Below are 15,034 nucleotides of genomic sequence, written 5' to 3' on the forward strand. Positions count from 1 at the left end.
TAGTTAATACTGCAAATCTGACTATAATTAGTATGAAAAAAGTTGAACAAGTTCAATGTTTTGAAAATAATTTACTATTAATTGTGTATTTAACAACTGTTACATTACAAAAAAGTATATTTTTACGTAATCGATTACATTATTTTTCATTCATTAACCTACTTACGCCCCTGAGTAAGAATAAAAAGTAAAACCACATGTATAAAAACCTACGATTAAGCATTGAACACAAAATACCTTTAACAGATGAAGAATGGAAATTAGTTGTTGAAAAAGTCAAGTTTATTAAACTTAAGAAAAATGAATTCCTGCAGATTCAGGATTCAAACAGTTCTTATGAAGGATTTATTTTAAAAGGTGCTTTCAAAACCTACATTTTGAATGATAATGGCACTGAAAGTGTCATTTTTTTCTCGTTCGAAAACGAATGGATGTGTGATCTGGGAAGTTTCTACCATCAAAAGCCCACAACTTACAACATAAAGGCGATAGAAGAAAGCGAGATTTTGGTCATTAGTAAAACCAACAAAGCACTCTTGTTTGAGCAAGTGCCAAAGCTAATTCAGTTTCACATTATTATGGTCGAAAAAGCAAACATCGCTATTCAGCAAAGACTGATCGATGTCTTAAACAAAACCTCCAAACAAAGGTATCTCGATTTTATTGAGAAGTACTCACACAAAGCAGATAAAATCAACAACAGAAATTTATCCTCTTACCTTGGAGTTTCACACGAGTTTTTGTCAAAGATTAAAAAAAGGTGCTAAGGTTCTAAGTTTAAAAAAAAGAGTCGCGCAAAGTCGCAGAGGAGCAAAGAAAAATAAAACTTGGCAGCTTGGCGTCTTTGCGCGATTAAAAAAATATTGCATAAAAACTTAGCGAACCTAGCGTAAACCCTTGCGGCCTTTGCGGTTAAATCTGAAACCTGAAACAAATAAACCAAATTTTAAAAATCCAATATTCCACAGAGGCATTCATTAGAAAAATCAAGCACTATATTTTCCTTTTTTTGATTTTCAATGACTAATAAATCATGAGGTTCGAGATCATATAGCTTCTCATTAATTTTTATAATTGTTGTATGCAAAGAAAATAAGATTATTATTTCAGCATTATAATTCTGATTACCATTCGTTATTTTTAGTTTATGATTGGATACTTTTTCAGAAACCATCCAATTAAAATCAGTACCTTTTGTATAAGAAGTCACTTCATCAGCGGAATTAAATTCTATGATTTCATATTTCTCATATCTTTTTTTCTCTTTGTTTAGCTCAATATCCAGATAGTTATCAAGCATAACCAGGTATCGGTAATAGCCTTTAAACTTGGTAAACTCTGAGGGAACTTTCTCTATAGTAGCACTGCTTATTCTGAATATAAAATCTCTGTCGCTATACTTTGCTGTTTCTGGATATATAATATATTCATATGTCAATCCACCACCCCAAATAGAGGCTGAACTATCTTTTTTAGGCAAAAGGCGTATGTTCATGTATTGAATGTTTTAATTACATCTTTAATCCTGTTTCTAAAGGGATTTATATCAGTTATATAGTGAGAAAACTTTGCGCCTTTGCGCATTTGCGAGATTATAAAAGTCAAGCAATAAAAAGTTTAGCGAACTTAGCGTAAACCCTTGCGGTCTTAGCGGTTAAACTCTCAAAGCCTTTTCTCCAAAAATATAAATTCTAAAGGCTTATCAGAAATATTAATATGAATATCACTTGAAGGAAAAGCTTCTCTTTTATCCGTATCGACATAACCGTGACGTTTGTACCAGGCAATAAGCTCTGCACGAACCGAAACAACGGTCATACTAAGAGTAGACAATCCTAAAGATTTAGCATGAACTTCAGCTTCTGCCAACATCTTTTTTCCGATACCGCTATTTTGTAATTCAGGAGAAACGGTTAACATTCCCACATATAATTGATGCTCTTTCTCGACCAATAAAACCGAACCAATAATTTTGTCATTCTCTGTAAATTTCAGAAATGTATTTTTAGGATCTTGAATAATTTCGGTTAATTCTTCTTCTGTAGTTCTTTTTCCTTCTAGTAAATGAGCTTCTGTAGTCCAGCCTTTTTTAGAAGTTTCGCCTCTGTAGGCTGAGTTTATTAATAGGTTTAACGATGGAATGTCTTGTAATGTTGCTTTTGTAATCATGTTAATTTTTATGCTGTAATTTTTAATTTTTTGAATAGCCTCCTGCTTTAGCTGGAGGAACAAAATTATGATATTTAGAATTGGCTTTAGCCAAAATTTTTAAGGTTTTAATTATTTGTTCTTTTGAGATTCCATCAAACTTAACCGATTTTTAATTCTTTCAGCGATATCTAAATCAGCGTCACCATAAATATCTCTTAAATCATAATTCGGATTTCGCGGATCGGTAATTTCTTTAAATTCATTAATATTGAGATTAAAAAGTGCTTGTCCAAATCTTTGGCTTGGATTTTTTTCCAAATACATTTCTAATAAATCAAGTATAATTTTATGTTCTTTTTTCATTACTCAAATTTTCTAAAAACTATATTGGATCTATAAGAAAAGTATTTGCATTTGAAGCTTTTATACTTTCAATTATATATTCTATTTTTGGTTTATAAATTTCGCCTTTTAAGTCAATCAAAACAAATTGGTTTATTTCGCAAAGTTTCAATATTGATTGAAGAATATTTGTAATATTTGATGCTTTTCTCAAATCAATTCGGAATTGAAATTCCTCTATTCTTGTTTTATCATCACTCAAACAAATGCAAGCATCATTATCTTCTTCATTATTTCCATCGCCTTTCCAATTTATAAAAGTATCATTACCCCAATTAGCTCTTTTTATAATTTGATCCAGTTCAGCAATAATCGAAGGAATGTCGTCATCAAAATTTTTCCAAAAAGATTTTGTTTCAGGTAAAAAACCTGTTTTATTATTTTTAAAAATACATTGATAATTGCTGTCAATAGAATTCTCAGGAACTACCATTAAAAGATATTGCCAAATCGCCATAAGTATTTTAGTTTTTAGAATTGAACTGTCTCTCTGCTTTAGCTGGAGGAACAAAATTATGATATTTAGAATTGGCTTTATCTTAAAAAATAATTGTTGCAAAAACTTATTTAATTTTTTAAACTAGATATTTTTGATTTTCTATTAATTAAATAACAATAAGTAAAGTGAGCAGCTAAAACTAGCGTAATACCAATATTCCAATAGATGTGAAAGTAATCAAAGTAGTAGTAAAATCCACAGTAATTTTGAATGGTTTCTTCTGGTAAACGAAAATAAAGAGGGAAGGCAATTAGAAAAAGTGATAAAAATATTGAAAGCACAATAAAACGTCCATATTTTATTTTAAAATGATCTATTAGCCCGTAAGACAGCATTTGGATAATTAATATGATGAAAAAGAATCTTTCCATAATTTTAGAACTTAGTAAAAAATATGTTTGTTTCCTGGTATTAGCCCTGTATTCATGAATTATTCAATTTGAATTAGCCATTTTTTGAGTTCCCGACTGGAACGCTTGCGCTAGAAAGGGAATATTTATGCTGTAATGTATATTTTTTTTATTGAATTACTTTCTGCTTTTACTGAAAAAACAAAATTACAATATTGAGAATGGATTTATCCTGAATTTGAATTTTTTATCTAAAGGGCGAAATCAAATAGTGGTATTATATGACCACACTTTTCTTATAAGGAATATTTAAATTACAAAAGAAAAAAGGAATCATTTATAGCTTTGAGAGGCTATTGTAAATAATTTGTAAATCTTCATTATTATGAAATTGGCAAAAGAGAAAGATTGGAGAATTGCATCAGAAATTGAACTGTTTTATAAGACGAAGGTAAAACTCTCAGAAAGACCTCAGATTGATTCTTCCGAATCAGTTTACAAACTGGCTTTAAAATTTTGGGATCCCAATAAAATAGAGTTTTTTGAGCAGTTTAAAATTCTTTTGCTAAACCAGTCAAATATAGTACTGGGTTTTTATGAAGTATCCAAAGGGGGAATAACAGGAACTTTTGTAGATCTGAGATTATTGTTTACTGCAGCGCTCAAAGCAAATGCAACCGCGCTTATTATGCTGCACAATCATCCTTCCGGCAAAATACTTCCTTCTCCTTCGGATAGATTGATAACTAAAAAAGTCAAAGAAGCAGGTATTGTCCTTGATATAAAAGTAATAGATCATTTGATCATTACCCCGGAAAGTTATTATTCTTTTGCGGATAATGATTATCTCTAATGGAGTAGAAATAGGAATAACAATTCTTCTTCTTTTTCTATTTCCATTATCAGTTGCTAGCGCGAGCGTCTCGCTCGTGAACGTTTCAATTGGTTTTTGAATTTCTTTGCGTTCACGAGTGGGACACTTGCGCTAGCTGATGATACTGTTGAATTCAATAACTTCTAAAGGGATGTAAGTTTCATTACTATTAGTATAAGCAATTGTACCTCTTTTCGCACTAATCGCAATTGGAAAAGCTTCTTCAATTGAATTGAAATCAACTTTATATGGATTATTTGTTAAGCCACTTATTATAAGGTCTTTCTTTTCTTCAGGTACTGAATTTAAAAATTCAGAAAGTTTCTCTGGTTTAAAATCGAAAGAAGCCCATAATCATTACCAAAGTAAACAACTGAGTATACCGTATACAATTCATCATTAACTTTTGTTATATTGTGAACAAATGCATGAACTATGTGAATTCTAACATTGTAGTCAAGTCCCGATTTAAGTAAATGTACTCCCAAATCAGGATGAAAATCTTTTAAATAAAATTTTTCTAGATGTAAAGGGCTTAATATAGTTGCTATTTCTCTCCAATTTTCATCTATGTTTTCTATGTCAATTTGTAGAATTGGTTGAATTTCCCTTATATTAAATGCGGTTAATTGTCTTCCATTGCATAATGCATATACGTCACATCTAACCTCAGGATTAATTGCATAACTATAGGCTTGCTCGACATTAGCACTTTTAATTATATCTTCATTAGGTCCTTTGGCGTCTAAGATCCATTTGACACCATTTTCAGTTTCAAGAATGTAATCAGGTATGATATTTATTTTTCGCTGAGTTGAACCAATATTAACAAATGGATGTGTTAATGGAATTGCTCTTCTAATTTTATTTTTACCAGATGAGGAATACCCTAGTTTTTTTAAAATAGGCATTACTATATCTTCTCTAACAGAGTCCTCTTTGTATTCAGGATTATTTAAAATTTCGAAATTTAAATCATCAAACATATTTTAAGTTATTTAATTCTTAGTTCTACTTTGTTTAATCTTTAACTGTTTATAGGCAAAACAAACCTTCGCATATACATTTAAATTTGGGTAGATAAGCGAAGCTTTTTTTTGTTTTCTTGTTTTTCATATATATATTATTTCTAGCCAATTTTTACGGATTTCCGTACTTGATATTTTATTTGCTAACTCAAAATAATTTTGGTTTAATGCAATAAAAAAACGACTGAAAATAAATCTCAGTCGTTCGATATATTATTTCATATTAGCTTTATTAACCTAAGAAACTCTTCAATTCCTCATAAGTCCCAATCTTCACACTAACTTTTTCCTCATTAATAACACTTTCAATTTGTTCCGGAATAGGAAGCGTAATTCCCAAAGCAGGCTCAACAACATCCAAAAACTTAATAGGATGTGCCGTTTCTAAGAAAACACCAATGGCGCTCTCATGTTTTTGTAATTCTTTTTTCAAACCAAGATAACCAACAGCGCCATGAGGTTCTGCGATATAACCGTTTATGCTATAAATATTTTTTAGAGCTTCAAGGGTTTCCTCATCAGTATAACTATAAGAAGAGAAATCTTTTTCGAAAGCTTTTAAGTCATTGTTGTACAATTCCTGAATCCTGATAAAGTTACTTGGGTTTCCAACATCCATTGCGTTAGAGATTGTGGCTTTAGAAGGTTTTGGATCGTATTTTCCGTTTTCTAAGAATCTTGGTACCGTATCGTTTACGTTTGTAGACGCTACAAAATGTTCGATTGGCAATCCTAATTTCTTTGCCATAATTCCGGCACAGATATTTCCGAAGTTTCCACTTGGGCAAGAGAAAATCAATGGTTTGTTTTGGCTTTTCAATGCTTTGTAAGCAAAGAAAAAATAGAACATTTGCGGCAACCAACGCGCAATATTTATAGAATTCGCAGATGTCAGGTTTTTATGCGCTAAAGACTCGTCTAAAAATGCTTTTTTTACCATATCCTGGCAATCATCAAAAACACCATCAACTTCAAGGGCTTTTATATTTTGTCCTAAAGTAGTCAATTGTTTTTCCTGAATGTCGCTCACTTTTCCTGATGGATATAAAATCACAACATCTACACCTGCAACGCCAAGGAATCCGCTTGCAACGGCTCCTCCGGTATCTCCGGAAGTGGCAACTAAAACCGTATTTTTACTGTCTTTTTTGTCTTTATTAAAATACGCCAGACAACGTGACATAAATCGCGCTCCAACGTCTTTAAAAGCCATTGTTGGTCCGTGGAATAATTCTAACGAATAAACGCCGTTTTCGACTTCTACAACAGGAAAATCAAAAACCAGAGTATCGGCGATGATTTCTCTTAAGTTTTCTTCCGGAATTTCATCACCCACAAATTGCTGAATCACATCAAAAGCGATGTCGTTGTGGCTTAGATTTTCGATTACATTAAAAAATGCAGGATTTAATGGTGTGATGTTTTTTGGGAAATATAATCCCTTATCACTTGCTAATCCTTGTATTACAGCTTCTTTAAAAGAAACTTCGGGTGCATTATGGTTTAAACTATAGTATTTCATTTCTAAATTTTAGATTTTAGATTTTAGAAAAAAGAGAATAGAGTATAGAAAATAGACTTTCTGTATTATCAAATTCCAATTTTTAAATTCCAATGGTTGTTTTTTTACCGCAAAGACCGCAAGGGATTGGTTTCTTTTGAAAACGCAGAGATCGCAAAGCTTTGTGGTTACTTTTTTTTTATTTTTATAATTGTATTGATTAACGCTTTTTTGTCATTTCGACGGAGGAGAAATCGCATCCAGAGAGCAACGTGCTGTGTGTGAGTTACTAATGTGATTTCTCCTTCGTCGAAATGACAAACTTTATGTTTCATACATTGCGTGGGCTTCGACTTCGCTCAGCCTGACAAACATGGCGTATAATTCGTGTAAATTAGTGTTATATAATTCTTACGCCATCGGGATTAATTTTCGAAACATGAATTTCATAGGGCAAATTCATGTTTTCATACACCTCACTCATGGCTTTTGCAATTTTATCAGCGGTTTCTTTTCCTCTGCTTAAAGCAAAAATCGACGGACCAGAACCTGAAATTCCAGAACCTAAAGCACCGTTTTCAATAGCCGTTTGTTTGATTAAATCAAATCCAGGAATCAAAACGCTTCTTAAAGGTTCTACGATTTCGTCATGAAGTGATCTTCCTATCAAATCGTAATCTTTTGTGTATAATCCGGCAATTAATCCGCCCACATTTCCCCATTGCATAATCGCGCTTTTTAGGGAAACGGTTTGTTTTAATACCGAACGCGCATCAGAAGTTTTCAACTCAATTTGAGGATGAACCACCGTTGCGAACAATTCTTCCGGACTGTTAATTCTGATAATATCCAGCGGAGCGTAACTTCTAACCAAAGTAAAACCTCCCAAAAGGGCAGGGGCAACGTTGTCAGCATGAGCGTTTCCGCTGGCTAATTTCTCGCCTTGCATGGCAAATTGCACCAAATCTTTACGAGAATATGGTTTTCCTAATAATTCATTAATCCCAAAAACGGCTCCGGCAGAACTTGCAGCACTGCTTCCAATTCCGCTTCCGGCTTTGATGTGTTTGTAGATTTCGATTTCGAATCCAAAATTTATCGCTTCAAAATCTTTTTCGTAAGCTTCAAGCATTGCAACGGCTGCAACTCCCGAAACGTTTTTCTCGGTTTCTAAAGGTAGATCAGCACCTACAATTTTAGTAATGCGAATTCCTTTTTGATCTACTTTACGAACAATCATTTCATCACCCGCATTGTCTAAGCAAAGTCCAAGTACGTCAAATCCGCACGAAAGATTCGCGATAGTTGCCGGGCAAAATAGTTTAATTTCTTTCATTTCTGGTTGGTTTTGCCACGAAGGCACAAAGTCACAAAGTTTTTTATTTTCTAGCTTCTAAGTTGCTAAGCTTCTAAGTCTCCAAGTATAAAAAAAACTCAGAACCTTAGCAACTTAGTACCTTTAATTGTTACCTATTCGAATTACATCTGCAAAAATTCCTGATGCTGTAACGGCTGCTCCTGCACCGGCACCTTTGATCAATAAAGGCTGATCTACGTAACGATCTGTGTAGAACAACACGATATTATCTTTTCCTTCTAAGTTGTAAAAAGGATGGTCTTTTGGGATGAATTGTAATCCTACGCTTGCTTTTCCGTCTTCGAATTTTGCTACATATTTCAATCTTGAATCTTTGGCTAAAGCCTCTTCGTAGATTTTTTCGAAATGTGAAGCATGTTTTGTTAACGATGCAAAAAAGTCTTCGTTGTTTGTTGTTGCTAAACATTCGGCTGGCAGGAACGATTCGTTGGCGATGGCATCAATATCCATTTCGTAACCGCTTTCACGAATTAAAATCAGAATTTTACGTGCAACATCGATTCCGCTTAAGTCAATTTTAGGATCTGGCTCTGTGAATCCCTGAACTCCGGCTTCTTTTACAACATCATGAAAAGAATTGTCTTTATCAAAGTTGTTGAAAATAAAGTTTAAACTTCCGGATAAAACCGCCTGGATTTTATGCACTTTATCACCTGAGGCAATTAAGTTTTTTACCGTATCTATAATTGGTAATCCTGCACCAACATTGGTTTCAAACAAAAATGGAGCGTTATATTGACGAGATAAACTTTTTAGTTTTTTATAATTGTCATAAGCAGATGAACAGGCAATTTTATTACAGGTTACAACGGCAATACTTTCTTTTAAGAATTTTTCGTAAGTTTCAGAAACACTTGCATTTGCTGTAATATCTACAAAAATACTGTTGCGTAAATTCAGTTCTTTGGCACGAGCGATAAATTCTGCCGGAATAGCATGTTCTCCTTTATCTAAAGCCGATTGCCAGTCTTTCAGGGAAATTCCGTCTTCATCAAAAAGCATTTTTCTGGAATTCGATAAAGCAATAACGCGAACGTTAATCTTCAGATTTTCTTTCAAGAACTTTCTTTGACTGTGAATTTGTTCGATGAATTTCTCACCCACATTTCCAACTCCCATTACAAATAGATTCAGTTGTTTAGTGTTCTCTTCGAAGAAGTTCTCGTGTAAAGTATTCAGTGCTTTTTTAACGTCTCTTTCGTTGATTACAGTCGAGATATTACGCTCAGAAGCACCTTGGGCAATAGCACGGATGTTTACGTTGTTTTTACCTAAAGTACTAAACATTCTTCCGCTTAAACCCTGATGGTTTTTCATGTTTTCACCCACAAGGGCAATAATACAAAGGTCTTTTTCTACAATGGCAGGATCGATTTTGTTTTGTAAAATCTCAACTTCAAAAGCTTTATTGATTGCTGCTTCGGCATTTTCAGCATCCGAATTTAAAATTCCGATACAAATAGAATGCTCAGAAGAAGCCTGAGTGATAAAAATAACATTGATTTTTTCCTGAGACAATACTTCGAACAAACGTTTTGATGAGCCCGAAACTCCTATCATTCCAGGACCTTCAAGTGTTACTAACGAAATATTATCAATATGACTGATTCCTTTTACAACAGTATCTTTTGATGAAACCTGATTAGAAATTAAAGTTCCAACGGCTTCCGGCTCAAAAGTATTTTTGATTAAAATTGGAATATTTTTTCTTAAAACAGGCTGGATCGTTGGTGGATACAACACTTTGGCACCAAAATGCGACAATTCCATTGCTTCCTGATAAGATATATTTGCAATTGGCTGAGCTTGTTTTACGATTTTTGGGTTTGCAGTAAACATTCCGTTTACATCAGTCCAGATTTCCAGTTGTGATGCGTTAAGTGCTCCGGCAATAATCGCCGCAGTATAATCAGAACCGCCACGACCTAGAGTTGTAGTGATTCCGTCAAGAGTCTGAGAAATAAATCCGGGTAAAATATTGATTTGCGATTGATTTCCGCCAAAATATTCCTGAATCAATTGGTTCGAAACTTCAAAGTTTACGACCGCTTTACTAAAATTATTGTTGGTTTTAATGAGTTCGCGGCTGTCCTTATAAATCACATCTTTATCAATTTGCTGATATGCCTGTGCGATAATGTACGACGAAAGCAATTCGCCAAAACTTAAAATAGTATCTGAAGTTCTTGGAGATAATTCGCCTAATAAGAAACAACCGTCCAGTAAAGTTTCAAGATGATTTATGATTCTTTTTACATGACTTAATAAACCGCTTTGTTCGCTTACCGGAATTAAATCTTTTAAGGTATCAAGGTGTTTTTTTTCAATTTCGGCAACGATATCTCTAAAGCTTTCGTCGTTTGCAGCTGCTTTTGCCGCCGCCGATTGTAATAAATCGGTTACTTTGCTTAAAGCCGAAACAACAACAACTAATTTATCGTGTTTAGAATTCTGGTTTATAATTTCGAGAACGAGTTTTATATTTTGAGCATTGGCAACCGAAGTTCCGCCAAATTTTAATACTTTCATTTTGATGTTTTTTTCTTTTTATGCAAATATTTTTATGTATCCAATGCCTTCCTTCTTTAAGAAAAAAGTATAGATAACCAGGATTATATGTAAAATGTATACCCCTAAGGGGTAGTTGTTGTAGTAGAAATTGTTGTAGCAGCAATTGCAACTCTTTGAGTTGTCATTGTAGATTGATATTTTGCGCTGTTACTTTTCATTTTGGTTTTCCAAAAGTACAGTTTTTTATAAAAGTTAAAAAACGTAATGCCCTTTTTGCGAATATTTTAATATTTCAAATATAAGAATTTTAATATTGAGTAATTGTTAAAATTAAAACCCTAAAGTTGGCTTATTCATATATTTAGTGCTTTTTTTATTAATGCTTTAAAATTAAACAAGACTCTATTTTTTGAATATCAATTGAAAAATCAATCTTTTTATTCTATATATTAAGTAGGGAATGCTTTTTTGAAGTAATATCTTGAAATAATCGTTCATTTTTTTGATAAATTAAGAACTGATTTTTTGTGTGATATAGATTATCAAATAGATAAAAGTGAAGAAGTGAAATGGTGCAAAATTTAATTATTATGAACAAATGTTGCTTTTTAATATTGATTTGCTGAATTTTGATGTCTTAAAATACAAACAACATGAGAGAAATCCATTATATAAGTACTGAAACCTTAAGTTTAGAAGCACTGCAAGAAATCATAGTGAATCAAAAAACACTTGAATTATCAGAGGAGGCTAAAGTAAATATTCAGAAATGCCGTGATTATTTAGATAAAAAAATGGCTTCACATTCTGAACCTATTTACGGAATCAATACAGGTTTTGGATCACTTTGTAATGTGAAAATTTCGAATGAAAATTTATCAAAACTTCAGGAAAACCTTGTAAAGTCGCATGCATGCGGAACAGGAGAGGAAGTTCCTTCTGAGATTGTTAAGTTGATGCTCTTGCTTAAGATTCAATCTTTAAGTTACGGACATTCGGGAATTCAACTGCAAACGGTAGATCGTTTGGTTGATTTTTATAACAATGACGTTTTACCTATTATTTATACTCAGGGTTCTTTAGGAGCATCCGGAGATTTAGCCCCATTGGCACATTTGTCTTTACCATTATTAGGTGAGGGCGAGGTTTTGTTTGAAGGAAAAAAAGTGCATTCAAAAGAAGTTTTAAAACACTTTGGCTGGGAACCAATCGTTTTAAAATCAAAAGAAGGTTTGGCATTATTGAACGGAACTCAATTTATGAGTGCTTACGGAGCTCATATTTTGATAAAAGCCTACAAATATTCGTATCTGGCTGATTTAATTGGAACAATTTCTCTTGAAGGTTTTGATGGAAGAAGCGAACCTTTTAACGAATTGATTCATTATATACGTCCTCATAAAGGGCAAATTATTACAGCACAACGTATTAATGAGTTTCTGGAAGGAAGCGAGATTATTGCTCAGGAGAAAAAACACGTTCAGGATCCGTATTCTTTCCGTTGTATGCCACAGGTTCATGGCGCTTCAAAAGATGCAATCGATTATGTTCGAAAAGTTTTCAAAACCGAGATTAATTCTGTTACCGATAACCCAAATATATTTATAGAAGCAGATCAGATTATATCCGGAGGAAATTTTCACGGACAGCCTTTGGCTCTGGCCTTAGATTTTATGGCAATTGCTTTGGCTGAATTAGGTAGTATTTCTGAAAGAAGAACGTATCAGTTGATTTCAGGATTGCGCAATCTTCCGGCATTTTTGGTAGATAACCCGGGATTGAATTCAGGATTTATGATTCCCCAATATACAGCGGCAAGTATTGCAAGCCAGAACAAACAATTGGCAACGCCATCAAGCGTAGATAGTATTGTATCGAGTAACGGGCAGGAAGATCACGTGAGTATGGGCGCAAACGGAGCAACAAAAGCTTTAAGGGTTTTAGATAATTTAGAACGTATTCTGGCAATAGAGTTGATGAATGCTTCGCAGGCAATTGCGTATAGAGAACCGTTAAAATCGAGTGATTTTATCGAGATGTTTTTGAGTAGTTACAGAGAAGTAGTTCCGCTTGTTAAAGAGGATAGAATCTTACATTATGACATCGAAAATACCGTTGAATTCCTTGACAGTTTCCAAATTGAAAACGATTTGTTAACAATGGCTTAACATTGCAAACTATTAATGAAGTAATTTTGCACTATCAAAAATATAAAAATGTCAATAAACAGTATTTTCCAATTTTTAGTGCCGAAAGACAAGAAATTCTTTCCACTTTTTGAAGAGGCTTCAAGCAATTTAATTGAATTAGCTTCTAATTTACACGAAGCTGTAAATCTTCCATTGAAAGAAAGAGAAGTTCTTTTTCAGAAAATTGACGAATTAGAGCAAAAAGGAGAAGACATTACACGTCAGACCAATCTTGAATTGAGTAGAAATTTTATTACTCCGTTTGATAGAGAGGATATTCACACACTTATTACTTCTATTGACAACGTTGCAGATTATTTGCACGGAGCAGCAAGCAGAATGAGGTTGTATCAGGTTGATAAGATTACAAAATCAATCAGAAAAATGACCGAAATCAATCTTGAAGCTTGTCAAAACATTGATAGTGCGGTAAAAGAATTGAGAAATTTAAAGAATTTTAAAGTCATAAAAGATGCTTGTGCCAGAATTAATAAACTGGAAAACAAGTCAGATAACGTTTATAATAAAGCAGTTTTTGAAATTTTTGAAAACGAAACAGACGCTAAAAATATTATCAAATATAAAGAAGTGTTATCTGTTTTAGAATCAGCAACAGATAAATGTAAGAGTGTTGCGAATATACTGGAATCTATTTCTGTAAAACATTCTTAAATTCAATTTATTTCATTCTGAAGTTATAATTTATGACGCTACTTATAATTATTATAGTATTAGCTTTAATTTTTGATTACATCAATGGTTTTCATGATGCTGCTAATGCTATTGCAACAGTTGTTGCTACAAAGGTTTTGACGCCTTTTCAGGCGGTTCTTTGGGCAGCATTTTTTAACTTTTTGGCTTATTGGGTTTTCGGATTTGGTGTTGCGGATACTGTTGCAAAAACAGCGCACACTATGGAGATTAACCTTGTAGTAATTCTGGCCGGTGTTATTGCAGCAATTTGCTGGAATTTATTGACCTGGTGGTTAGGGATTCCTTCAAGTTCATCACATACATTAATTGGTGGTTTTGCCGGAGCGGCAGTTGCTCATGCGATCGCTGTACATGGTTTTTCAAGTTATGTTGGTGCAGATGGAACTACACATTATTGGTATCAAATAGTAAGTTGGTATAATGCAGGAAAAGATGGGGGAATGCCTTCGGGAGTTCTTATCATTATTGCTTTTATTGTTTTGGCGCCATTATTAGGAGCTTTGGCATCTTATTTAATTTCGATCTGGTTGTTAAATGCTTCCCGTAAAATTATTGGACCAAAAATATTTACTGTAGCTTTAATGATTGCTACCGTTTGGTTGGTGAGTAGTCTTATGGTTCCTTATTCAGCGATTGATAAGCCTAGATTCGAGTCTCATTTTTGGAGTGTAGCTTTTGATCCACACAATATTAAATGGTTTTTAGTTGCCTTTATTATCTTGACAGTTAGCGCATTTTGTTTGATATTTAGTAGTTTAAATCTACATCAGGCAGATGCTGCTTTAAAGAAAATGCAATTATTGTCTTCTGCTGCTTTCAGTTTAGGACATGGAGGAAATGATTCTCAAAAAGTAATGGGTATTATTGCTGCTGCTGTAGCGGTTTATATCAATACAAACCCTGGTGTTCATATGGAAACCTGGTTAGATGTTGTATTGCCAAACGATGATTCAGGAATAAAAGGAGTAATGCCGGGATGGATTCCTTTAGCGTGTTATTCTGCGATTGCTGCAGGAACTTTGAGTGGTGGTTGGAAAATTGTGAAAACAATGGGTTCTAAAATTACAAAAGTAACTTCGTTTGAAGGTGTAGCTGCTGAAACTGCTGGAGCATTGACGCTTTATTTTACTGAGCATTTAAAAATTCCGGTAAGTACAACACATACTATTACAGGTTCTATTATTGGGGTTGGATTAACAAAACGTGTATCTGCTGTTCGTTGGGGAGTTACTGTAAGCTTAATTTGGGCCTGGATATTAACGATCCCTATTTCAGCTTTATTAGCAGGTTTAGTATACTATATTTTAAGTATATTTATTTCTTAGAAAAAAAAGATAAATGTGAGATTTAAAATCGCATTTTTAAATATAAAAAAAGCCAGTTTCAATAAAGAAACTGGCTTTTTTGTTGGATGGTATTCCTTGTTTTAAAATGATA

13 protein-coding genes are annotated in these 15,034 nt (G+C 33.3%); 5 read left to right on the plus strand and 8 right to left on the minus strand.

Going from position 1 to position 15,034, the window contains the following annotated elements:
- Positions 1-197: 197 nt before the first annotated feature.
- Positions 198-767 carry a Crp/Fnr family transcriptional regulator gene (locus QLQ94_RS13290; protein WP_271335642.1) on the plus strand — a complete coding sequence of 190 codons (570 nt, stop codon included), beginning with the start codon at positions 198-200 and terminating at the stop codon, positions 765-767.
- Between the two features lie 179 nt (positions 768-946).
- On the opposite strand, the gene QLQ94_RS13295 is transcribed toward QLQ94_RS13290, so the two are convergent.
- From QLQ94_RS13295 to QLQ94_RS13310, 4 genes are all read right to left on the minus strand, one after another.
- On the minus strand, positions 947-1,495 hold the full coding sequence (locus tag QLQ94_RS13295; protein ID WP_271335643.1) for a HutD family protein: 549 nt from the start codon (positions 1,493-1,495) through the stop codon (positions 947-949).
- Between the two features lie 167 nt (positions 1,496-1,662).
- A complete protein-coding gene (locus QLQ94_RS13300; protein ID WP_271335644.1) occupies positions 1,663-2,169 on the minus strand; it encodes a GNAT family N-acetyltransferase in 507 nt (168 codons plus the stop codon).
- A gap of 111 nt (positions 2,170-2,280) precedes the next feature.
- On the minus strand, positions 2,281-2,514 hold the full coding sequence (locus tag QLQ94_RS13305; protein WP_271335645.1) for a hypothetical protein: 234 nt from the start codon (positions 2,512-2,514) through the stop codon (positions 2,281-2,283).
- A gap of 19 nt (positions 2,515-2,533) precedes the next feature.
- Positions 2,534-3,010, minus strand: a complete 477-nt coding sequence (locus tag QLQ94_RS13310; protein ID WP_427403102.1) for a hypothetical protein — start codon at positions 3,008-3,010, stop codon at positions 2,534-2,536.
- A gap of 777 nt (positions 3,011-3,787) precedes the next feature.
- Here QLQ94_RS13310 and QLQ94_RS13315 point away from each other — a divergent pair.
- Positions 3,788-4,255, plus strand: a complete 468-nt coding sequence (locus QLQ94_RS13315) for a JAB domain-containing protein (protein WP_427403101.1) — start codon at positions 3,788-3,790, stop codon at positions 4,253-4,255.
- Positions 4,256-4,581: 326 nt separating this feature from the next.
- Here the strand turns inward: QLQ94_RS13315 and QLQ94_RS13320 are convergent, their stop codons facing one another.
- The 4 genes from QLQ94_RS13320 to thrA form a co-directional block, all read right to left on the minus strand.
- A complete protein-coding gene (locus QLQ94_RS13320) occupies positions 4,582-5,262 on the minus strand; it encodes a type I restriction enzyme HsdR N-terminal domain-containing protein (RefSeq protein ID WP_271335647.1) in 681 nt (226 codons plus the stop codon).
- A 274-nt stretch (positions 5,263-5,536) separates the two neighbouring features.
- Positions 5,537-6,826, minus strand: a complete 1,290-nt coding sequence (gene thrC, locus QLQ94_RS13325; RefSeq protein WP_271335648.1) for a threonine synthase — start codon at positions 6,824-6,826, stop codon at positions 5,537-5,539.
- 379 nt (positions 6,827-7,205) lie between these two features.
- Complete coding sequence (locus QLQ94_RS13330) at positions 7,206-8,141, minus strand: homoserine kinase (RefSeq protein ID WP_271335649.1); 936 nt, start codon at positions 8,139-8,141, stop codon at positions 7,206-7,208.
- Positions 8,142-8,264: 123 nt separating this feature from the next.
- The gene (gene thrA, locus QLQ94_RS13335) at positions 8,265-10,712 is read right to left on the minus strand and encodes a bifunctional aspartate kinase/homoserine dehydrogenase I (protein ID WP_427403057.1); all 2,448 of its coding nucleotides are present in this window, start codon (positions 10,710-10,712) and stop codon (positions 8,265-8,267) included.
- 635 nt (positions 10,713-11,347) lie between these two features.
- Here thrA and hutH point away from each other — a divergent pair.
- From hutH to QLQ94_RS13350, 3 genes are read left to right on the plus strand one after another with little or no spacing between them, the layout of a single operon-like run.
- On the plus strand, positions 11,348-12,862 hold the full coding sequence (gene hutH / locus QLQ94_RS13340; RefSeq protein ID WP_427403056.1) for a histidine ammonia-lyase: 1,515 nt from the start codon (positions 11,348-11,350) through the stop codon (positions 12,860-12,862).
- A 48-nt stretch (positions 12,863-12,910) separates the two neighbouring features.
- Positions 12,911-13,555 carry a DUF47 domain-containing protein gene (locus tag QLQ94_RS13345; RefSeq protein WP_007810732.1) on the plus strand — a complete coding sequence of 215 codons (645 nt, stop codon included), beginning with the start codon at positions 12,911-12,913 and terminating at the stop codon, positions 13,553-13,555.
- A 32-nt stretch (positions 13,556-13,587) separates the two neighbouring features.
- On the plus strand, positions 13,588-14,922 hold the full coding sequence (locus QLQ94_RS13350) for an inorganic phosphate transporter (protein ID WP_271335653.1): 1,335 nt from the start codon (positions 13,588-13,590) through the stop codon (positions 14,920-14,922).
- Positions 14,923-15,034 lie beyond the last annotated feature (112 nt).

This window comes from Flavobacterium sp. B114r (genome assembly GCF_056824125.1).

Excerpts from the sequence above, each read along its gene's own strand:
- QLQ94_RS13290 (WP_271335642.1), top strand. The coding sequence starts at position 198 with ATGTATAAAAACCTACGATTAAGCATTGAACACAAAATACCTTTAACA.
- QLQ94_RS13295 (WP_271335643.1), bottom strand. The coding sequence starts at position 1,495 with ATGAACATACGCCTTTTGCCTAAAAAAGATAGTTCAGCCTCTATTTGG.
- QLQ94_RS13300 (WP_271335644.1), bottom strand. The coding sequence starts at position 2,169 with ATGATTACAAAAGCAACATTACAAGACATTCCATCGTTAAACCTATTA.
- QLQ94_RS13305 (WP_271335645.1), bottom strand. The coding sequence starts at position 2,514 with ATGAAAAAAGAACATAAAATTATACTTGATTTATTAGAAATGTATTTG.
- QLQ94_RS13310 (WP_427403102.1), bottom strand. The coding sequence starts at position 3,010 with ATGGCGATTTGGCAATATCTTTTAATGGTAGTTCCTGAGAATTCTATT.
- QLQ94_RS13315 (WP_427403101.1), top strand. The coding sequence starts at position 3,788 with ATGAAATTGGCAAAAGAGAAAGATTGGAGAATTGCATCAGAAATTGAA.
- QLQ94_RS13320 (WP_271335647.1), bottom strand. The coding sequence starts at position 5,262 with ATGTTTGATGATTTAAATTTCGAAATTTTAAATAATCCTGAATACAAA.
- thrC (WP_271335648.1), bottom strand. The coding sequence starts at position 6,826 with ATGAAATACTATAGTTTAAACCATAATGCACCCGAAGTTTCTTTTAAA.
- QLQ94_RS13330 (WP_271335649.1), bottom strand. The coding sequence starts at position 8,141 with ATGAAAGAAATTAAACTATTTTGCCCGGCAACTATCGCGAATCTTTCG.
- thrA (WP_427403057.1), bottom strand. The coding sequence starts at position 10,712 with ATGAAAGTATTAAAATTTGGCGGAACTTCGGTTGCCAATGCTCAAAAT.
- hutH (WP_427403056.1), top strand. The coding sequence starts at position 11,348 with ATGAGAGAAATCCATTATATAAGTACTGAAACCTTAAGTTTAGAAGCA.
- QLQ94_RS13345 (WP_007810732.1), top strand. The coding sequence starts at position 12,911 with ATGTCAATAAACAGTATTTTCCAATTTTTAGTGCCGAAAGACAAGAAA.
- QLQ94_RS13350 (WP_271335653.1), top strand. The coding sequence starts at position 13,588 with ATGACGCTACTTATAATTATTATAGTATTAGCTTTAATTTTTGATTAC.